Here is an 18,736-nt window from a genome sequence, read left to right on the forward strand (position 1 = left end):
TCCCACTCCTATGACGGTCCGTCGTGACGGGGGCGAGGATGGGACCCAGCCTCAGGCCAGGAAGACGTGTCGCGGTCGGTCCGCGAGGACGTCCCGCCCGAACTCGACGGTCTCGGAGAAGGCGTCGCTCCGGAAGAACGCCATGGCGTCCTCGCGGGCGTCCCAACGGCTGGCGATGAACATGTCGTTCTCGTCCTCGCGGTTGACCAGCAGGTCGGTCTTGCGGTGGCCGTCCATGTCGGCCAGGATCTCGCCGACGTCGTCGAACGTTCCGACGAAGTCACCGCGGTGTTCGGGCTTGACGGTGTAGAACATCCCCATCGTCCCCCACGAGTCGCCCTCGTCGTCGCCGGCCTGTCGGACGATTTCGGGTAACTCGGCGAGGAACCCGGCCGCCGTGTCCGCGGCGCGTGCGGTGTCCCAGAGGCTGACGACCGCCGTCTCGGCGTCGCCGTCGTGCGGTTCGTAGACCGCCGTCTTCACGTGGGTGTCGTAGTGGTCGAAGTTCTCCCGGTAGCCGTCGACCTCCGCGAACAGCTCGTCGGGCTCGGCGTCCGAGTAGAGGACGACCGCGTGGACGTCCTCGCCGTGGGGCTGGCCCGCGTAGATGCCCTCGTTCTCGAGTTCGTCGCGGATGTCGCCCTCCTCGTCGCCGTGGCCCGACCCCGAGTCGTCGCCGTGGTGGTGCCCGCCGGAGCCGCCGTGGTGGTGATCCTCGGCGTCACCGCCGGCGTGGGGGTGAGCCTCGTCGCCCTCGGCCGGCACTCGCTCGCCGGCGAGGAAGGCCCCGAGGTCTTCCGGCGGGAACCGCCGCGCCGAGAGGAACCGGCCGAACTCGGCGAAGCGGGAACTCGAGGGGTCGAAGCGCATCTCGTAGAGCAGTTCCTTCACGTCGGTCGGGTCGTCGCCGAACAGGGTGACGCCCCACTCGAAGTCGTCGAGGCCGACACTGCCGGAGATGATCTGAGTGACTCGGCCGGCGTAGTCCTTGCCGATCTCGCCGTGGTTCGCGAGGTAGTCGGCCCGCTCGTCGAAGGGCAGTTCATACCAGTTGTGGTCGGGGCCGCGGCGCTTGCTCATCGGATAGAAGCTCAGGAACTCGCTGTCGGGAATCTCCGGTTTGAGCCGCGATTCGATGTAGCGCTCGAGGCCGGCGTCCTCGACCTCGCTGTCCTCGTCGAAGAAGTCCTGGGACATGTAGCCCGAGACCTCCGTCACCGAGAGATAGGAGTCGGCCCGCTCGGTGAACTCGGCGAGTGCCGTGTGTTCGAACCGCCGCTCGAGCGCGTCGATGTCGCCGAGGGTGGGGCGGAGGTGGAGGACGAGCAGGTCGGCCTTGTGGCCGAGGACGGCGAACGTCGCCGAGTCGCCCTCCTCGGCGTCGTCGACGGCCTCGCTGGCCGCGAGGTAGTCGATGCCCTCGTCGATCGCCTGCGAGCGTCGCCGCTCGGGGGCCGCGCGCCACGCGTCCCAGTCGATCGACCGGAAGTCGTGCAGAACGTACCAGCCTTCTTCCGTCTGCGGTGGTCGCCGTCGTTCCATGCGCGTGGGTTGGGGCGGAGACGCTAAGAAGGGCCGGGTTTCGGCTCGATTCTCCCCGCCGTCGCCGCATCGGTCCCCGCCGAGAGCGCGCCGAATTCGCCGCCCTCGGCGATCAGTTCGACGGTTTCGACCGCGACCGAAACGCTTTACGTCCACCCGTTTAACTCTCGAGATATATGCGGAAAAGCGGGCCGCCGAAAGGACTCATCGCCTATCTCGTCCTCGAACTCCTCGAGGAGAAACCGCGCTACGGCTACGAGATCCTCAAGGAGATCCGCGACATCAGCGGCGGCCACTGGGAACCCTCCTACGGCTCGGTCTACCCGATCCTCTACAAGTTCGAGGAGAAGGGATGGGCCGAGCGCATCGAGCGCGCGGACGAACCCGATCGGAAGTACTTCGAACTCACCGCCGAGGGGCAGGCGGAACTCGAGGAGCGCCGCGAGAGCGGGTCGGAGAAGGCTCGGGACTTCGCCGACGTGATCCTCGGCTTCTTCCACGTCTACGCGGCGTTCTCGACGGACGATCGGTTCGAAATCCCGGAGATGGACGGCGAGTGGCACTTCGACGAGGAGTTCAGCCGCTGGGTCGTCGAACAGGTCGTCCGCCACTACGAACACTACTTCGACACCGAGTTCGACCGGATCGACGAGACGGCCGCGGAGTTCTACGAGCGCCACGGCGTCGACACGGACGACTGACCCTATAGATCGACCGCTCTACAGGTGCGTGCAGACGGGTTCGGACGACCGGACTAGTTCTGCCGCGGTCAATTGAGAACGCACAGTGAGTACGGCACAAAAATACCGGCCTCGAGCCGGATTCGGGTTCGGGGATCGATCAATTCCCGAGCAGTTGCGGCCCGAACAGCAAGAGGAGGAAGCTCACGAGCATCGTCACCCCGATCGCGGTCGTCACCAGCCGGACCATTCCGCGGGTCGCGTCGACCGGTAACCGGGAGACGATCGCCTCGGTGCTCGTCCGGAGGATGTGGCCGCCGTCGAGGGGGAACGCCGGAATACAGTTGAAGAAGCCGAGCTGGACGTTGATCCAGCCGGTCCAGAACAGCAGGTTCGCGAGGACGAAGACGGTCCCGTCTCCGAACGCGCCGAGCATCCCCTGTGCTTCATAGAAGTTCTGAATGCCGCCCGTGAAGCCGGCGAAATTGAACGGCATCGCACCGCTGACGCCGATGACCGGCAGCATCAGCGAGATCGCGATCTTTCCGAGGAAGGTGTCGGTGATCGGCCCGAACCGCGTCTCGCCGTCACCGCCCAGCAGTCCCAGATACTCGTCTGCGGGATACAGCTGGACGCCGAGATCGCTCACTTCGATCCCGGACATCCCCCTGCTCCCCTGAATCCCGAGGAATCCGGTGTCCGATCGGGGATGCTCGCCGAGGGTCACGTTGTACTCCTCGCGTTCGTCGCCGAAGTAACCCGCCACCTCGACCTGCTGGTCGGGTTCGCTGTCCTCGAGCAGGGTGGCGAGGTCGTCGTACTCGTGGATTCGCTCGCCGTCGAAGCGGGTGATGACGAAGGTCTCGTCGGTCGGGCCAGTTTCGCGCTCGAGCGGACCGTCGTCGGCGACCGAGACCGCTGCGCCGATCGTCACCTCGCGTTCGATCCGCTCGTCGCCGTTTGCGGGATCGATCGTCAGCGTGACTCGCTCGCTGTCGCCGACGGCGTCTTCGAAGCCGCGTTCGGTCGCGACCTGCTGACCGTCGACCGCGCGGATCTTGTCGCCGGCGGCGAGTTCCGTCGGTCCGTTCTCCATCGCCGCGGTCACGAGCAGCGACCGATCGACGGGCACCGTTTCCTCGCCGTTGAGTTCGACGGAGACCTGCTCACCACCGGTCGCCTCGAGCCGATCCGCGAGGTCGTCGTTCCCTTCGACTGCGGTGCCGTTGATCGCCGTTATGCGATCGTTCGGTTCGATTCCGGCGTCCGCGGCCGGGGAGTCCTCCGCGACGCCGCCGACGGCGGCCCCGGGCGCGACGCCGATCGCGCCGACGATCGGCCCGAACAGCAGGGCGAAGGCCAGCAGCGTGACCGCGAAGTTGTTCGTGACGCCGGCGGCGAACATCCGCGTCTGGCCGCCCCGGGAGGCCGATTTACTGCTCTCGTGGTCGGGCTCGACGAACGCGCCGACGGGGAGGATAGCGAGCATCGCAACCCCCATCGAGTCGATATCGATATCCTCGACGCGACAGAGTAGCCCGTGGCCGCCCTCGTGGACGACGAGCCCGACGAGCAGCCCGAAGACGATGCCGGGCGTGGCCGACAGCGGCAGAAAGTCGTTGACGCCGGGGATGACGAGAACGTTGTGGGGTTGTCTCGCGGCTGAACTCGCCGGTTGGGGCGAGGAAAGCGCGACCATCGCCACGCGGATCAGCACCGCGAACATGCTGATCATCACGACGAGCGCGATGCCGACGCCGAAGTTCGACCACGCTCGCCAGAAGCGCTTCGGCCGCGCGAGTCGATCGAGCAGCGCCCGCCCGCGTTTCGTGTGGAACGTGAGAATCGGTCCCTGGGTTCCGATGTAGTCGGGAAGATACCCGCCGTTTCGGAGCCCGACGACCGCGAGCCAGTAGAGGAGGAGCCCGATCAGAACCCACGTGAGGAGTTCCGAGCCGTAGATTGCGGGTGGCGAGACGACAGCGAAGGAACCGTGATCCATCGTTACTCTCTCCGGGCGGCGTTCTCAAATGGCTTTTGTCTATCGGGCCGGTCGCGGTCAGCGTTCCCGCCGGAGTCGCCCGACGACGAACTCCCGGTCGACCTTCGCGAGGAACGGCCCGAGCTTCGGCCCCTGCTCTTCGTCGAAGAACAGTCGGTAGCCCGCCGCGAAGAAGTCGCCGACGTCGACGTCGTGGCGCCGCGCCGTCTCGTAGATCTCGCCCTGAATGTCCTCGGGATCGTGGCCCTCATCGATGAAATCGGCGAGTTCGGCCAGCGCGGCCTCGGTGTCCGCGTCGAAGTCGTGCTCCGGGATCTCGGTGCGTTTGAGTTCGTAATCGAACTCGTTGCCGGTCCGGCGCGCCCAGTTACGCGCCTGCTCGACGCGCTCGAGGGCTCCCTCGACGGCCCACTCCGGGGCGTCCTCGGGAATGTGACCTTCCCGTCGGGCGATCTCCTCGCGCAGGTCGGGGTCGTCGGTCATCCCGAGCACCGCGGCGAAGGTGTAGGGGAGCCGAATCCGCTCTTCGCGCGGTTCCTCGACGACGAACGGGTAGACCCGCTCGGCGAACGCCTGCTCGTCCTTGCTCGCGTCGATCTCGCCGAAGTAGGTCCCCTCGAGCCGGTCGAACTCGTCGACCAACTGGTCCAGCCGTTCGATGCTGAAGTCCCGCGCCTTCGCGGGATCTTTCGCGAAGAAGTAACGCAGGACCTCGGGCTCTAAGAGTTCGAGCACGTCCGAGACCAGAATCACGTTCCCCTCCGAGGAGGAGAACGGCTCGCCCTCGAGCGTGAACCACTCGTAGACCATCGGGACCGGCGGCTCGATCTCGAGGACGTTGCGGGCGACGTCTTGGCCGCTGGGCCAGGATCCCTCGGCGTGGTCCTTGCCGAAGGGCTCGAAGTCGACGCCGAGCAGTTGCCACTGGGCTGGCCACTCGAAGCGCCACGGGAGTTTGCCCTCCCGCAGCGTCGCAGTACCCTCGTGGCCGCAGCCGTCGATCGTCTGATCGCCGGCGTCCATGTCGGTACACTCGTAGTCGACGGTCGGCGGCTCGTTTTCGAGATCGACGCTCGTCACGGTCTCGGTGATCTTGCCACACTCCGCACAGATCGGGTTGAACGGCACGTACTCGCCGTTCTCGTCGACCTTGTCCTGATACTGTGAGAGGACCTCGCGAGCCCGATCCCGGTGCTCGAGGACGAAGCGAGTCACGTCCTCGAACTCGCCGGACTCGTAGAGGTCGGTGTTCGAGACCAAATCGATCGGCACGTCGACGGCGTCGGCGCTGTCTTGGATGATCGTCGAGAAGTGGTCGCCGTAGGAGTCACAGCAGCCGAAGGGGTCCGGAATGTCCGTGTAGGGCGCGCCGAGGTTGCGGCCGAGTGCGCCGGCGTCGACCTCGCCGAGATCGACGAGGTTCCCCTCGAGGTCACAGAGCGTGCGGGGCAGTCCGCGGAGCGGATCGCGGTCGTCGGCAGTGAAGACCTGCCGGACCTCGTGGCCACGGTCGCGCAGCACCTCGGCGACGAAGTAGCCGCGCATGATCTCGTTGACATTGCCGAGGTGGGGAACCCCCGAGGGCGAGATGCCGCCCTTGACGACGATCGGCTCCTCGGGGGTTCGCTCCTCGATGCGGTCAGCGACGGTATCCGCCCAGAACGCGTGGCGCGTCTCGCTTGCTTCCTCGCTCTGGAGCGTGTAGGGACTGATCGCGTCCGACTCCGTCGTGTTCGCCCCGTCCCCGTCGACGTCCGCGTCGCCGTCGGCACTCATTGCTCGTCGCTCGCCCAGTAGGTCGGTTCCGCGCCGGCACCGTCGGGAATGACGTCGGTTCCCTCGTGGTCGCCGTGGCGAACCGCGCGGGCGATCCGGTCGGGATCCGTGCCGTCGAGGACGATGGTTCGCATCCCCGACCGCTCGATGATCTTCGCTGCCAGCAGGTCCACGGGCGCGGAGGCGCCGGCGTTCATCTCGAGGCCGGCGATGGCGTCGACCAAGTCCGCGGCCGAAAGGTGGTCGTACTTGGTCGCGTCGTCGTCCTCGTTGGGATCGGCGCTGTAGACGCCGGGGACGCTCGTGGCGTAGACGAGCAGGTCGGCGTCGATGTACTCCGCCAGCGCGGCGCCGACGGCGTCGGTGGTCTGGGCCGGCGCGACGCCGCCCATGACACAGATGTCGTCCCGGCGGAGCGCCTCGCTGGCCTCCTCGTAGTCGAGTGCGGGCGCGGTCACGGACTCCTCGCTCAGCGCGGCGATGAGCAGCCGAGCGTTGAGCCGAGTGACGTCGATCCCCAGCTGGTCGAGTTCGATTTCATTCGCCCCGAGGTCTCGAGCGGCCTCGATGTACTCGCGAGCGACGCCGCCGCCCCCGACGACGGCACCGATCCGACACCCTTCGGCGATGAGGTCTTCGATGACGGCAGCGTGCTCGGCCACCCGGTCCGCCCCGGGCTCGGGGACGAGGACGCTTCCGCCGATAGAGACGACCACTTTCATACTACACCGGTGTAGCGGAGTTGCTATCTTAAGGGTTGTCAACTGCCCGGACGGCGTGGTGACACACCCCTCGAGCGACTGTCGAGGGCTCTCTCGTCGCGGCGAAATCGCGTCGTGATCTCACCCCTCGAGCGACAGGACGAGCCCGTCGCCGTCGCGGTCGAACTCGGTCCCGAACGGAGCCGATAGCGCTCGCATCCGCTCGCGGGACCACGCAGCCGCTTCCGGGCCCGCCTCGCGGACTGCACAGTCCTCGATTTCGGTCGGATGCAGCCGGAGTTCGGTCGGCCGGCCGTCGGGCGTCACCGCGAGGACGAACAGGAAGCTCCGGTCGTTGTGTAACTCCTCGTCGACCCGGTAGTCGTCGACGAAGTCGCCCGCGTCGTAGATGATCGGGCTGCCCTCGTGGATCTCGATCCCCTGAAAGACGTGGGCGCTGTGGCCGTGGACGACATCGACGCCCGCCTCGACCAGCCAGCGGCCGAACTCGCGGAACGCCACGGGCGGCTCGGTGACCATGTTCGGCCCCCAGTGCAGCGAGGCGACCAGCAGATCTGGGTTCGTCTCGCGTGCGCGCTCGAGGGACTCCCCAACGAGCTGTTTCGTCTTCGGATCGTCGACATCGATTTCGACTCTGGCCGTGCCCGGCGACTCCTCGTCGGCGGCGTACTCGGGCGTGTTGTCCGTCAGCGAGACGACCGCCATGTCGAGTCCGCCGTTGCCGTCCGTCTCCGAACGGGCGCCGCCCCCCTCGGAGCCGCCGATCGTCCGTACCGCTGGCTCGAGCGCTTCGTCGATCGTCTCCCCCGCACCCGTGCGGGCGATCCCGGCCTCGTCGAGCGCCTCGAGCGTATCGCGCAGCGCCACTTCCTCGTAGTCCAGCACGTGATTGTTCGCCAGCGCACAGACGTCGACGCCCGCGCGCTCGAGGGCCGGGATCGCCCAGTCGGGATCCGCTCGGAAGTGAAACGGGCGGCGGGTGCGCTGCCACTCTCGGCCGCGCGTCGAGAGCACGCACTCGAGGTTGATCACCAGCCCGTCCAGTTCGCGCAGTCGCTCGAGGACGGTGCCCCACACCGCATCGACGGACCGACTGCGCTGGCGGTCATCGACCAGCCGTCCGAGCATCACGTCGCCTGTGAAGCCGATTCGGAGGGACATATGCGAGCATTCGTGGCGCACGTGCAAAATCCCGGGTCATGGTCGGCGGGCCGTTCTCCGGTATCGATGGCCGAACACGGACGAAACCGCGGGACGAGACGGCTGTGCGCGGTGCCGGTTGCGGGAAGCGGCGCGCGGTGCCATGTGGGACTGGAGGCGTACGGTGGCGGATGGGACTGGAGACGCGCGGTGCCGGGCGGTGGCGGCGTGCGGTTGCTGGGTGGTGGCGGCGTGCGGTTGCTGGGTGGGACTGAAAGGGGCGCGCTGGGCGGGCGCCTCGCGGCCGCCCAGCGCGGGGCTTTCTCGGCGACAGCTACAAAGTCCGACCTGCCCATAGCTCGACCATGCACGTACTCGGTGTTCGCGAGGCGGGGGCCGACGGCGACGCGCTCGAGTCGGTCGTCGATCGGGTCGTCGACCGGCTCTCCGAGCGGGGGCGCGTCGGCGTCATCAGATACGACGCGACGATCGCGGACGGAACGCATGCGCGCGAATCGACCACGCTCGGGGGCGACGTCACCTACGACCTCGGCGTCGACGGCGACTGGACCGCCTCTGGGACGGGACTGTCCGTCGGCGAGGCGCTCGACGGACTGGCGACCGACTGCGAGTACGCCGTCGTCATCGGCGCGCCGACGCTCCGGTATCCCTCGATCGTCGTCGGCTCGAGCGCCGCCGACCGCGAGTCCGACGAGAGCGTCCTCGCGACCGTTCGCGGCCCCGCCGACCTCGAGCTCGAGGAGCTCGTGACGAGCCTCGAGTCAACCGAGCCCCACGAGACCCTCGAGTCGCTGGTGGCACGTCTCAAGCGATCACCGCGGGCCGACCGCGCGGGCGCGATCGCGACGTTTACCGGCCGCGTCCGGGCGAAAGACAGCGCGGACGACGCGCGCACCCAGTACCTCGAGTTCGAGAAGTACGAGGGCGTCGCCGACGAGCGAATGGCGGCCCTCGAAACGGATCTCGAGGCTCGAGACGACGTGTTCGCCGTCGAACTCTATCACCGGACGGGGATCGTCGAGGACGGCGAGGACATCGTCTTCGTCGTCGTGCTCGCGGGTCATCGCGAGGAGGCGTTCCGGACCGTCGAAGACGGGATCAACCGCCTGAAAGACGAGGTCCCGCTGTTCAAGAAGGAAGTGACAGTCGAGGACGAATTCTGGGTCCACGAACAATCCTGACCGTTACATTCGTTCGCCGACCGCTCTGAAATAGCGGAACGGTCGGGAAAGAGGATATTGTATCGGCCATGGTGGTCGAAACAGCGATAATGAGTTAGAGACAGTTTTAAAACGTCTCGAGCAACCTGAGGGAACTATTAATAGTCATCTAAGGCAGAATAAAACGTCTATTACCCCCCAGATCGTTGAACACAAGCGAAATGCCACTAACGATCCTCCCTTTATAACAGATATCCCCGTCAAGGAGGTGATGACGATGAGCACGACAGCCCAACCCTCCACGGAAAGCAAGGAACGCCGCCTCAAAAGCTACCTTCGCGACCGAGCCGAAGATGGCGAACTGTACTTCAAAGGCAAGTTCATCGCAGACGACGTCGGTATGTCCCCCAAAGAGATCGGCGCGCTGATGGTCAAGCTCTCGGATTCGGTCAGCGACCTCGAGATCGAGAAGTGGTCGTACACGAGCGCCACCACGTGGCGTGTCGCCCCCGCCTGAGTTCCGCCCAGTTAGTGCGAGCGAACCGCCCGGACGACTGTCCCCGCATTCCTCCCCGGACCCGTGCCGGCGCGTCGTCGACGCCATCCGGCACGATCCACCCTGCAGCACTCTCGTCGACGAGACGCCGTCCTCTCTTCCAGTAGCAGTGGATCACGCGCTCCAGTAGCGCCGCTTCGCTATCGTGCCACCGTTCTCGAGTCGCCGACGCCGTCTCCTCGAACTCGGGAAACGGCCGCCCCTGCCGACGGCAGTCGATTTATACCCGGTGACGATGAACCTCCGGTGATGGAGGACATCGATCGGTCCGGATTCGGCACGGCGGGGCCCAGCGGGCCCTCGTCCGAGGACGGGCCGCCGATCGATCGCATCGAGTCAGTGTTTGCGGTCTACGAGGTGCAACGAGAGGACGGCCGGCTGATATACTACGGCGACCCGTTGATCCGGCCGGAGCGAGTGATCGGCGAACTCTGGTCTGACTTCCGCGAGCGCGGCTACGACGCCGACCTCGAGATCCGCCACGGCGAGTACGTGCTCGTCGCCGAGCCGACCAGCGTCGGGGTCGACGGGATCCCGTGGACGAACGTCTTTCTGCTACTGGCGACGATCGGGTCGACGCTGTTCGTCGGGGCGTGGTGGTGGTACCCCTCGCTCGATCCGTTCGCGAACCCGATCGATATCGCCCACGCGTGGCCGTTCTCGCTGGCGATCCTCGGCGTGCTCGGCGTCCACGAGATGGGCCACTACGTCATGAGCCGGTATCATCAGGTCGACGCCTCGTTACCCTACTTCATTCCGGTTCCGACGCTCATCGGGACGATGGGGGCGGTCATCAGGATGAAGGGACGAATGCCCGACCGCAAGGCGCTGTTCGACATCGGCGTCGCCGGCCCGCTCGCGGGGCTGGTCGCAACGGTCGTCGCGACCGTGATCGGGCTTCACCTGCCGCCCGTGACCGTCGATCCCGCTCTGCTCCAGAACCCCGACGCGGTTCGGATCGAACTGGGCTATCCCCCGCTGCTCGAGTTGCTCGCGGCCGGGTTCGACCAGCCGCTGTACAGGGACGATCCGGCGACGGGGGTGAACCCGGTCGTCATCGGCGCGTGGGTCGGGATGTTCGTCACGTTCCTCAACCTGATCCCGGTCGGCCAACTCGACGGCGGCCACATCCTCCGCGCGATGGCCGGCGAGTTCCAGGAGACGATCGCGGCGATCGTCCCGGGCGCGCTGTTCGCACTCGCCGGCTACCTCTACTACGTCCAGAATCACAGCGTGAACACGGTTTTCGTCTGGATCCTCTGGGGGCTGTTGACGACGGTGTTCGCGTCGGTGGGTCCGGCGACGCCGATGCGAGACGAGCGGTTGGGTCCCGGGCGGGTCCTCCTCGGAATCCTCACCTTCGGGTTCGGCCTGCTCTGTTTCATGCCGATCCCGGTCATGATCATCGAGTGATCGACGCGCGGGCACGACTCGTTTTTCGTTTCCGGCCTTTCCACTCGGCTTCGTGCCTACCCGTGCGTATAGCCCCGATCCGCGAGCGACTCGCCGTCCATCGTGACGCCGTCACCGGCGTCGCGGACCGACCCGATGGCCGCCAGCGGGATGTCGGTCGCGTCCTGAGCCGCGGGAAGCGCCTCCTCGGGGAGCGTCGCGACGAGTTCGAAGTCCTCGCCGAAGGTCGTCGCGAGCTCGAGCGCCTCGTCGTCGTCATCGGCGACCTCGCGGACGGCGTCGTCGATTGGCACGCGGTCGGACTCGATCGCGAACCCGCAGTCGCTGGCCTCGGCGAGCTGGTGGAGCGAGCGGGCGAGCCCGTCGCTCGAGTCCATCATCGCGGTCGCGTGCGGGGCGAGTCCCTGCCCGGCGGCGATCCGGGGCTCGAACCGAAACAGGTCGTTCGCCCGGTCCACGGCTCCGCGATCGAACAGGCGAAGCGCGGCCGCGCTCCGGCCGAGCGTGCCGGTAACGCAGATCACGTCACCGGGACGAGCGCCGCTTCGCGGAACGGGATCGTCGGTCCGGCCGATCGCGGTCGTGGAGACGGTGAACTCGTCGTGACCGTCGAGGTCGCCGCCGACGTACTCGGTCCCGACCCGCTCGCAGACGTCGCTCGCGCCCCGAACGAACGCGAGCAGCTCCTCGCGGTCGAACGTCGGCGCGGCGTAGGCGGCGACCGCGGCCGTGGCCGGCGCACCCATCGCCGCCACGTCCGACAGGGACGCGCCGACGGCCCGCCACCCGGCTGTGTAGCGGCTCGTTCCGTCCGGGAAATCGGTTCGATCGTGGAGCATGTCCGTCGTCACGACCAGCCCGTCGACGACCGCCGCATCGTCGCCGGCCGCCGCGAGTTCATCCGACAGGAGCCGCAGGGCGGCGCGTTCGTCCATACCCCCCGTTTCGACTCGAGGGCGAAAAACGGTCCGGGCCGGTACGGGGCTGCCGAGATACGATGGTCTTAAATGCCGCGGACGGAAATCACACGCCAATGGCTACGATGTACGACGTTCCGGCGGACGACCTCATCGAGGCGCTCGCCGACGATCTCGCGGATCGACTCGAGGAACCGGAGTGGGGCAAATTCGCCAAGAGCGGCGTCGCGAACGAACTCCCGCCCGAACAGGACGACTTCTGGGCCACCCGCGCCGCGAGTCTCCTGCGCAAGGTCGCCGACCGCGGCCCCGTCGGCGTCGAACGACTCTCGACGGAGTACGGCGGCGCGAAGGGCGGCTCCAACCGCTACCAGGTCGCGCCCGACAAGCGCGCCGACGGCTCGAAGAACCTGATCCGAACGATCCTCCAGCAACTCGAGGAGGAGGACCTCGTCGAGACCGCCGAGGGTGAGGGTCGCCGAATCACCCCCGAGGGCCGCAGCCTGCTCGACGACACCGCCGGCAGCGTCCTCGAAGACCTCGACCGACCGGAACTCGAGCGCTACGCGTAAGTTGGAAACCCGTTTTCGCGTCGGTTTCACCCCCCAGAGCAACGCTTCCGTCGTCCGTAATCATTTTCCCGCGCGCCGAACAAGTACGAGACAACCATGAGTGGCTCACCGGACGAAGAAAAACTCGAGGAGCTCCGACAGAAGAAAATGGAGCAGCTACAGGACCGCGCCGAATCCCAGGGCGAGGGCGGACAGGAGGCCGCACAGCAACAGGCCGAAGCCCAGAAGAAGGCCGTGTTGCGCCAGCACCTGACCGACGACGCCCGCAAGCGGCTCAACACCGTCAAGATGAGCAAACCCCAGTTCGGCGAGCAGGTCGAGCGACAGGTCGTCAGTCTCGCCCGCAGCGGCCGCATTCAGGGGAAAATCGACGACGACAAGATGAAACAGCTCCTCAAGGAGCTGAAACCCGACTCGCAGAGCTTCGACATCCAGCGACGGTAATGGAGCTCGGACTGCTCTACAGCGGCGGCAAGGATTCGACGCTCGCCGCGCTCTTGCTCGAGGAGTTTTACGACGTGACGCTGCTGACGGCTCACTTCGGCATCAGCGACGACTGGAAACACGCCCGGGAGACGGCCGACGCCGCCGGTTTCGACTTCGAACGACTCGAGTGTGACCCCGCGGTCGCCGAGGACGCCGTCGATCGGATCCGCGAGGACGGCTTCCCGCGAAACGGCATTCAGCTGGTCCACCAGCACGCCTTAGAGCGCCTCGCCGCCAGGGAGTTCGACGCCATCGCGGACGGCACTCGGCGCGACGACCGCGTCCCGACGGTCTCGCGGGCGCAAGCCCAGAGCCTCGAGGATCGCCACGGGGTCGACTACATCGCACCGCTATCGGGCTTTGGCCGATCGGCCGTCGACCGGCTCGTCGAGTCGCGACTGGACGTGATCGTCGGACCGAGCGAGGAGATCGACAGGGCCGATTACGAGGCCGAACTGCGGACGCTGCTCGCCGAAGAAGACGGTCCCGGAGCGATCGCGGAGTGCTTCCCCGATCACGATCAGACGTACGTGACGAAAGTACGCTGACACGACCGCAGTGACGACGATCGGCTAGCCGCCGGTCGGCCGGGTCGATCGACCGGTCGACTCCCGTTCTCAGCCGCCGCGGGTGAACTCGAACCGGGCCCCGCCGGCCTCGCTTTCGGTGATCGCGACCTGCCAGCCGTGCGCGTCGGCGACGGCGCGGACGATCGCGAGGCCGAGTCCCGACCCCTCCTCGGCGGTCGAGTACCCCTGCTCGAGGACCTCCTCGCGCTCGTCTTCGGGGATGCCGGGACCGTCGTCGGCGACGAAGAAGCCGCCGTCGCAGGGGCCGACGCGGATGTGGACATCCTCGCGGCCGTGCTCGATCGCGTTCCGAAAGAGGTTCTCGAAGAGCTGTTTCGCCCGGAGCGGGTCGACCTGCAGCGTCCGATCGCCGACCGTCTCGTAGGTGGCCGCGTCCGTCTCGACGACCGTCCACGCGTCGCTCGCGAGTTCGACCAGCGGCACGTCGTAGGGGTCCTCGACCTGCGTGCCGCTCCGGGCGACCGAGAGGGTCTCCTCGATCAGTTCGTCCATCCGGGTGAGCGCCGCGTCGACCTCCTGTAGGTGCTCCGGGTCACCGCTCGTAAACGCCGCTCGAAGCCGCCCCTGAGCGACGCTGAGCGGGTTTCGAAGGTCGTGGCTGACGACGCTCGCGAACTCCTCCAAGCGCGCGCTCTGGCGTTCGGCCTCGCGGACGGCGGCCCGTTGCTGGATCTCGTAGATGCCGGCGACGGTCCCCGCGCCGACGCCGACAGTCCCGCCCATCAGGAGCAGGTACAGCGGCGCTCTGGCACCGGTTCCCTCGAGATACAGCACGTAGAGGTGAAGCGCCGTCACGAGTACCGCGGCGAGGAAGCCGCCGAGTCCGTAGCCGAAGACGGTGAGTCGGTCCCGCATCGACACGTCTCGGGACACCAGCCAGCGGTCGGCGGAGACGACCGCCGTGGCGGCCACGAGCGGAAAGACGCTCTCGAGGAGCGCTCGCGTCGAGGCGTGCTCGAGGGCGAGGCGAGCACCGATGATCGTCGCGAGGAAGAGGCCGAGCGCGGACAGCGGCGACACAGGCAGTTGCTCGCCGATTTCCGCGACCCAATCGTCCTCGTCGGCCACGCGTTGCACAGTGACTCCTTGGCGCAGGTCGCTATCAATTTACGGGACGGTCTCAGGGCGGGGGGTATCGAACTAACGGGACCGGGGGCTGAACCAAACGTCCGACGGTCGACACTCGCGGCGGCCGTGTCGGAACGAAAGGATAGAAGTTTGCCGTCCCCGAACGAGTTCCCATGTACGACCGGATCAAGGGCTTTCGTGACTTCTATCCCGGCGAGATGTCCGCACGGCGGGCGACCATCGACGTCTTAGAGGAGACCGCCCGCGAGTACGGGTTTCGGGAGATCGGAACGCCGGCCTTAGAGCGCGCGGAGCTGTGGACCGACAAGAGCGGCGACGACATCGTCGACGAACTCTACTCGTTCGAGGACCGGAGCGGCCGCCACGTCACGATGACCCCCGAACTGACGCCGACCGTCGCCCGGATGGTCGTCGCGAAACAGCAGGAGCTTTCCAAGCCGATCAAGTGGGTCTCGACGCGCCCGTTCTGGCGCTACGAGCAGGTCCAGCAGGGCCGCTACCGGGAGTTCTACCAGACCAACGTCGACATCTTCGGCTCCTCGGAGCCCGAGGCCGACGCCGAGATTCTGGCGTGGGCCGCCGACGCCCTGACCGGTCTCGGACTCACCGGCGACCACTTCGAGTTCCGCGTCTCCCACCGGGATATCCTCGGCGGCGTCCTCGAGAGCTACGATACCGAGGTCGACACCGAGGCGGCGATCCGCGCGGTCGACAAGTCCGATAAGATTTCCCAAGCCGAGTACCACGACCTGCTGATCGACGCGGGACTCACCGCCGAGCAGGCCGCCGAGTTCGACGACCTCATCGCCGAGGGCGACCTCGAGGCGGTCGAATCGTTCGCCGACACCGAGCGCGTGACGGCGGCGGTCGAGAACCTCCGGAACGTGCTCGCCGCCGCCGAGGACTTCGGTGCCCGCGAGTACTGTACGATCTCCCTCGAGACGGCCCGCGGACTGGACTACTACACGGGCGTCGTCTTCGAGTGCTTCGACTCGGCCGGCGAGGTCTCGCGGTCGATCTTCGGCGGCGGCCGCTACGACGACCTGATCGAAGGCTTCGGCGGACAGCCGACGCCCGCGGTCGGTGTCGCGCCGGGACACGCGACGCTGCCGCTCCTGTTGCAGCGGGCGGGCGTCTGGCCCGACGAGGAAGTGACTACCGACTACTACGTCCTGCAGGTCGGCGAGACGCGGTCGGAAGCGGCTCGGATCTCTCGAGCGCTCCGCGATCGGGGTCACGTCGTCGAGACCGATGTCGCCGGCCGCTCGTTCGGTGCGCAACTGGACTACGCCGACTCGATCAACGCCGAGACGGTCGTCATCGTCGGCGAGCAGGACCTCGCGAACGACGAGGTGACGATCAAGGACATGGACTCGGGCGACCAGACGCAGGTGCCGGTCGACGAGTTCCCGGGCGACCGCGAGCGACCGACGTTCGAGGATCTGGCCTGAGCGGATCGACCGGCGACGCCGCGCGAGCGACTCCGCCGTTTTCCCGTCACCTCTTAAAGCCCCTCCATCGCGTGGGGGTTTCGACGCTGCTCCCGGTAAACGGGAATTGAGGCCGGTATTAACGTCCGAGAGCGCCAATCCTCAATCGAAAGGTGACCACCAATGTCTACTAACGACGCCACCGTACAGTGGCTCGGCAGGCGGGAAGCGTTCGAGTACGCCGATTCGGTCGCCGGCTACACGATGGTGGCGGTTCGGCTGCTCGTCGGGTACTGGTTCCTCCATTCGGGATGGGGGAAGTTCGCGTTCGTCGCCGGGGAGCCGTTCAACGCGGCGGGCTACCTGCAGAACGCCCAGTCGCCCATCGCCGGCCTCTTCGAGGTCGTCGTCGGCACGCCGTGGCTGCTCGAGCTCACGAACGTGATGATCCCGGTCGGTGAGTTCCTCATCGGACTGGGGCTCGTCTTGGGCGCGCTCGTTCGGCTGGCCGCCTTCTTCGGCGGCGTTCTGATGGTGCTGTTCTACCTCGGGAACGCCGACTGGGCGACCGGCTACGTCAACGGCGACCTGCTCGGGTTCGTCATGTTCGTGATCGTCGGCGTCTTCGCCGCGGGCCGCATCCTCGGCGTCGACGCCGCCCTCGAGGAGACCGAGTTCGTCCGCCGGCGGCCGTGGCTGCGATACCTCCTCGGCTGACCGCGGGCGGTCGCGGCCCGTTACCGCTCTCGTTTTTTCGACGGTTCGCGCCGTTTCGCTGCGTCGCTCGTTCGGTCGTCAGCAGCGCCCGTCCGTTCATCGCGGGGCTGTGTCCGTTCGTCTGTATCGCTCGAGGGGCTGGCTCGCTCGTCCGCCGGGAACCGGTCGTCTGCGTCACGGCGTTCGACCGGCGAGTGCCCGGTCTCGACGAAGTGGTCGATCATCGCCCGACTGAGTTCGCTCGCGTCGGCTCGATCGACTCGGTACCGCCACTCACACTCACCACAGTACGCGCTCGGCACGCGTGGACCGTCGAACGGCGGTCTAATGAACGGTGGGGTTCACACCGCGGTGTCTTATGTAGGGCCGCTGGCCGTCGGGGCCGCGTGCAGGTCCCACCCTTAACTTCGGCGGCGATGTACCACGGTCGATGGCCGACGCTGACGCCGACACCCGACCGAACGTCCTCTTCGTGCTCACCGATCAGGAGCGATACGACTGCAGCGCACCCGAGGGACCGCCGGTCGAGACGCCGGCGATCGATCAGCTCTCCGCGGAGGGCGTTCGATTCGAGCGGGCGTGTACCCCGATCAGCATCTGCTCGAGCGCTCGAGCCTCGCTGCTGACGGGCCGGTTTCCCCACGGCCACGGGATGCTGAACAACTGCCACGAGCCGGACGCGATCCGGGCGAACCTGCCCGCGGACATGCCGACGTTCTCGGAGGAACTCGTCGCCGCCGGCTACGACCTCACCTATACGGGCAAGTGGCACGCCGGCCGCGATCAGACGCCCGCCGATTTCGGCTTCTCGTATCTCGGCGGGAGCGACGAACACCACGACGATATCGATGCGGCCTACCGCGAGTACCGCGCGGACCGGGGGACTCCGGTCGGCGAGGTCGACCTCGAGGCGGAAATCTACACCGGCGACGATCCGCGAGACGGGGACGAGGGAACGTTCGTCGCCGCGAAAACGCCGGTCGATGTCGAGGACACCCGGGCCTACTTCCTCGCCGAGCGGACGATCGACGCGATCGAGGACCACGCCGAAGGGGACGGGGACACCCCGTTCTTCCACCGGGCGGACTTCTACGGCCCCCACCACCCCTACGTCGTCCCGGAGCCGTACGCCTCGATGTACGATCCCGACGAAATCGAGCCGCCAGCGAGCTACGCCGAGACCTACGACGGGAAGCCCCGGGTTCACGAGAACTACCTCTCCTATCGCGGCGTCGCCGACTTCGACTGGGAGCTCTGGGCCGAAGCGGTCGCGAAGTACTGGGGGTTCGTCACGCTGATCGACCACCAACTCGAGCGGATCCTCGATGCCCTCGCGGAGCACGGACTGGCCGACGAGACGGCCGTGATCCACGCGTCGGACCACGGTGACTTCGCCGGGAGCCACCGCCAGTTCAACAAGGGACCGCTGATGTACGACGATACCTACCGGATCCCGCTGCAGGTGCGCTGGCCTGGCGTGGTCGACGCCGGAGCGCGCAGCGAGACCCCGGTCCACCTGCACGATCTGGCGGCGACCTTCCTCGAGATGGCCGACGTTCCGATCCCCGATAGCTTCGATTCGCGGAGTCTGGTTCCGTTGCTCGAGAACGGCGGCGAGCCACCCGCGGACATCGACTGGCGGGAGTCGACGTTCGCCCAGTACCACGGCGACGAGTTCGGCCTCTACAGCCAGCGGATGGTCCGCACGGAGCGCTACAAGTACGTCTACAACGGTCCCGATATCGACGAACTGTACGACCTCGCGGCCGATCCGGCGGAACTACGGAACCTCGTCGACCACCCCGAATACGAGGAGATACGACGGGACATGCGAACTCGATTGATCGACTGGATGGACGAGACCGAGGACCCGAACCGCGTGTGGGTGACTGACGTGCTCGAGAACGGGTCCTAATCCCGGTT

Annotated in this window: 18 protein-coding genes; 10 read left to right on the forward strand and 8 right to left on the reverse strand. The window is 67.0% G+C overall.

Annotation, left to right across the window (positions count from 1 at the left end; genetic code table 11):
* Positions 1-51: 51 nt before the first annotated feature.
* Positions 52-1,542 (reverse strand): heme-binding protein, encoded by a 1,491-nt coding sequence (locus FEJ81_RS02450; RefSeq protein ID WP_138243773.1) that lies wholly within the window; start codon positions 1,540-1,542, stop codon positions 52-54.
* A gap of 176 nt (positions 1,543-1,718) precedes the next feature.
* Between FEJ81_RS02450 and FEJ81_RS02455 the strand changes: the two genes are divergently transcribed.
* Entirely contained in the window at positions 1,719-2,243 is a 525-nt protein-coding gene (locus tag FEJ81_RS02455) for a PadR family transcriptional regulator (RefSeq protein ID WP_138243774.1), read from the forward strand.
* Positions 2,244-2,382: 139 nt separating this feature from the next.
* Here FEJ81_RS02455 and FEJ81_RS02460 read toward each other — a convergent pair whose 3' ends face one another.
* The 4 genes from FEJ81_RS02460 to FEJ81_RS02475 all read right to left on the reverse strand — a co-directional run bounded on the left by FEJ81_RS02460 (position 2,383) and on the right by FEJ81_RS02475 (position 7,883).
* Complete coding sequence (locus FEJ81_RS02460; protein WP_138243775.1) at positions 2,383-4,224, reverse strand: site-2 protease family protein; 1,842 nt, start codon at positions 4,222-4,224, stop codon at positions 2,383-2,385.
* A 57-nt stretch (positions 4,225-4,281) separates the two neighbouring features.
* The gene (lysS, locus tag FEJ81_RS02465; RefSeq protein WP_138243776.1) at positions 4,282-6,000 is read right to left on the reverse strand and encodes a lysine--tRNA ligase; all 1,719 of its coding nucleotides are present in this window, start codon (positions 5,998-6,000) and stop codon (positions 4,282-4,284) included.
* Positions 5,997-6,722 carry a UMP kinase gene (gene pyrH / locus FEJ81_RS02470; protein ID WP_138243777.1) on the reverse strand — a complete coding sequence of 242 codons (726 nt, stop codon included), beginning with the start codon at positions 6,720-6,722 and terminating at the stop codon, positions 5,997-5,999. Before pyrH ends, lysS begins: the two co-directional genes overlap by 4 nt.
* 120 nt (positions 6,723-6,842) lie before the next feature.
* The gene (locus FEJ81_RS02475; protein WP_138243778.1) at positions 6,843-7,883 is read right to left on the reverse strand and encodes a CapA family protein; all 1,041 of its coding nucleotides are present in this window, start codon (positions 7,881-7,883) and stop codon (positions 6,843-6,845) included.
* A gap of 344 nt (positions 7,884-8,227) precedes the next feature.
* On the opposite strand from FEJ81_RS02475, the gene FEJ81_RS02480 reads away from it, so the two are divergent.
* The 3 genes from FEJ81_RS02480 to FEJ81_RS02490 all read left to right on the forward strand — a co-directional run bounded on the left by FEJ81_RS02480 (position 8,228) and on the right by FEJ81_RS02490 (position 11,012).
* The gene (locus FEJ81_RS02480; RefSeq protein ID WP_138243779.1) at positions 8,228-9,064 is read left to right on the forward strand and encodes a molybdopterin synthase; all 837 of its coding nucleotides are present in this window, start codon (positions 8,228-8,230) and stop codon (positions 9,062-9,064) included.
* 250 nt (positions 9,065-9,314) lie between these two features.
* Complete coding sequence (locus FEJ81_RS02485) at positions 9,315-9,560, forward strand: DUF7123 family protein (protein ID WP_138243780.1); 246 nt, start codon at positions 9,315-9,317, stop codon at positions 9,558-9,560.
* 288 nt (positions 9,561-9,848) lie between these two features.
* Positions 9,849-11,012 (forward strand): site-2 protease family protein, encoded by a 1,164-nt coding sequence (locus tag FEJ81_RS02490; RefSeq protein WP_138243781.1) that lies wholly within the window; start codon positions 9,849-9,851, stop codon positions 11,010-11,012.
* A gap of 56 nt (positions 11,013-11,068) precedes the next feature.
* Here the strand turns inward: FEJ81_RS02490 and thiL are convergent, their stop codons facing one another.
* Positions 11,069-11,947 carry a thiamine-phosphate kinase gene (gene thiL / locus FEJ81_RS02495; protein ID WP_138243782.1) on the reverse strand — a complete coding sequence of 293 codons (879 nt, stop codon included), beginning with the start codon at positions 11,945-11,947 and terminating at the stop codon, positions 11,069-11,071.
* 98 nt (positions 11,948-12,045) lie between these two features.
* On the opposite strand from thiL, the gene FEJ81_RS02500 reads away from it, so the two are divergent.
* The 3 genes from FEJ81_RS02500 (at position 12,046) to FEJ81_RS02510 (ending at position 13,535) form a co-directional block, all read left to right on the forward strand.
* Complete coding sequence (locus FEJ81_RS02500) at positions 12,046-12,501, forward strand: 30S ribosomal protein S19e (RefSeq protein WP_138243783.1); 456 nt, start codon at positions 12,046-12,048, stop codon at positions 12,499-12,501.
* A 96-nt stretch (positions 12,502-12,597) separates the two neighbouring features.
* Positions 12,598-12,945 carry a DNA-binding protein gene (locus FEJ81_RS02505; RefSeq protein ID WP_138243784.1) on the forward strand — a complete coding sequence of 116 codons (348 nt, stop codon included), beginning with the start codon at positions 12,598-12,600 and terminating at the stop codon, positions 12,943-12,945.
* The gene (locus FEJ81_RS02510) at positions 12,945-13,535 is read left to right on the forward strand and encodes a DUF7411 family protein (RefSeq protein ID WP_138243785.1); all 591 of its coding nucleotides are present in this window, start codon (positions 12,945-12,947) and stop codon (positions 13,533-13,535) included. The genes FEJ81_RS02505 and FEJ81_RS02510 overlap by 1 nt, the downstream gene beginning before the upstream one ends.
* 69 nt (positions 13,536-13,604) lie before the next feature.
* On the opposite strand, the gene FEJ81_RS02515 is transcribed toward FEJ81_RS02510, so the two are convergent.
* Positions 13,605-14,654, reverse strand: a complete 1,050-nt coding sequence (locus FEJ81_RS02515; RefSeq protein WP_138243786.1) for a sensor histidine kinase — start codon at positions 14,652-14,654, stop codon at positions 13,605-13,607.
* Positions 14,655-14,818: 164 nt separating this feature from the next.
* Here FEJ81_RS02515 and hisS point away from each other — a divergent pair, with 164 nt between their 5' ends.
* The gene (gene hisS / locus FEJ81_RS02520) at positions 14,819-16,117 is read left to right on the forward strand and encodes a histidine--tRNA ligase (protein ID WP_138243787.1); all 1,299 of its coding nucleotides are present in this window, start codon (positions 14,819-14,821) and stop codon (positions 16,115-16,117) included.
* A gap of 162 nt (positions 16,118-16,279) precedes the next feature.
* Positions 16,280-16,813, forward strand: a complete 534-nt coding sequence (locus tag FEJ81_RS02525) for a DoxX family protein (RefSeq protein ID WP_138243788.1) — start codon at positions 16,280-16,282, stop codon at positions 16,811-16,813.
* 20 nt (positions 16,814-16,833) lie between these two features.
* On the opposite strand, the gene FEJ81_RS02530 is transcribed toward FEJ81_RS02525, so the two are convergent.
* The gene (locus FEJ81_RS02530) at positions 16,834-17,115 is read right to left on the reverse strand and encodes a hypothetical protein (protein WP_138243789.1); all 282 of its coding nucleotides are present in this window, start codon (positions 17,113-17,115) and stop codon (positions 16,834-16,836) included.
* A gap of 128 nt (positions 17,116-17,243) precedes the next feature.
* Between FEJ81_RS02530 and FEJ81_RS02535 the strand changes: the two genes are divergently transcribed.
* Positions 17,244-18,728, forward strand: a complete 1,485-nt coding sequence (locus FEJ81_RS02535) for a sulfatase-like hydrolase/transferase (RefSeq protein ID WP_138243790.1) — start codon at positions 17,244-17,246, stop codon at positions 18,726-18,728.
* The last annotated feature ends 8 nt before the right edge of the window (positions 18,729-18,736 follow it).

The organism is Natrinema versiforme (genome assembly GCF_005576615.1).
GTDB classification, from domain to species: Archaea; Halobacteriota; Halobacteria; order Halobacteriales; family Natrialbaceae; genus Natrinema; species Natrinema versiforme_A.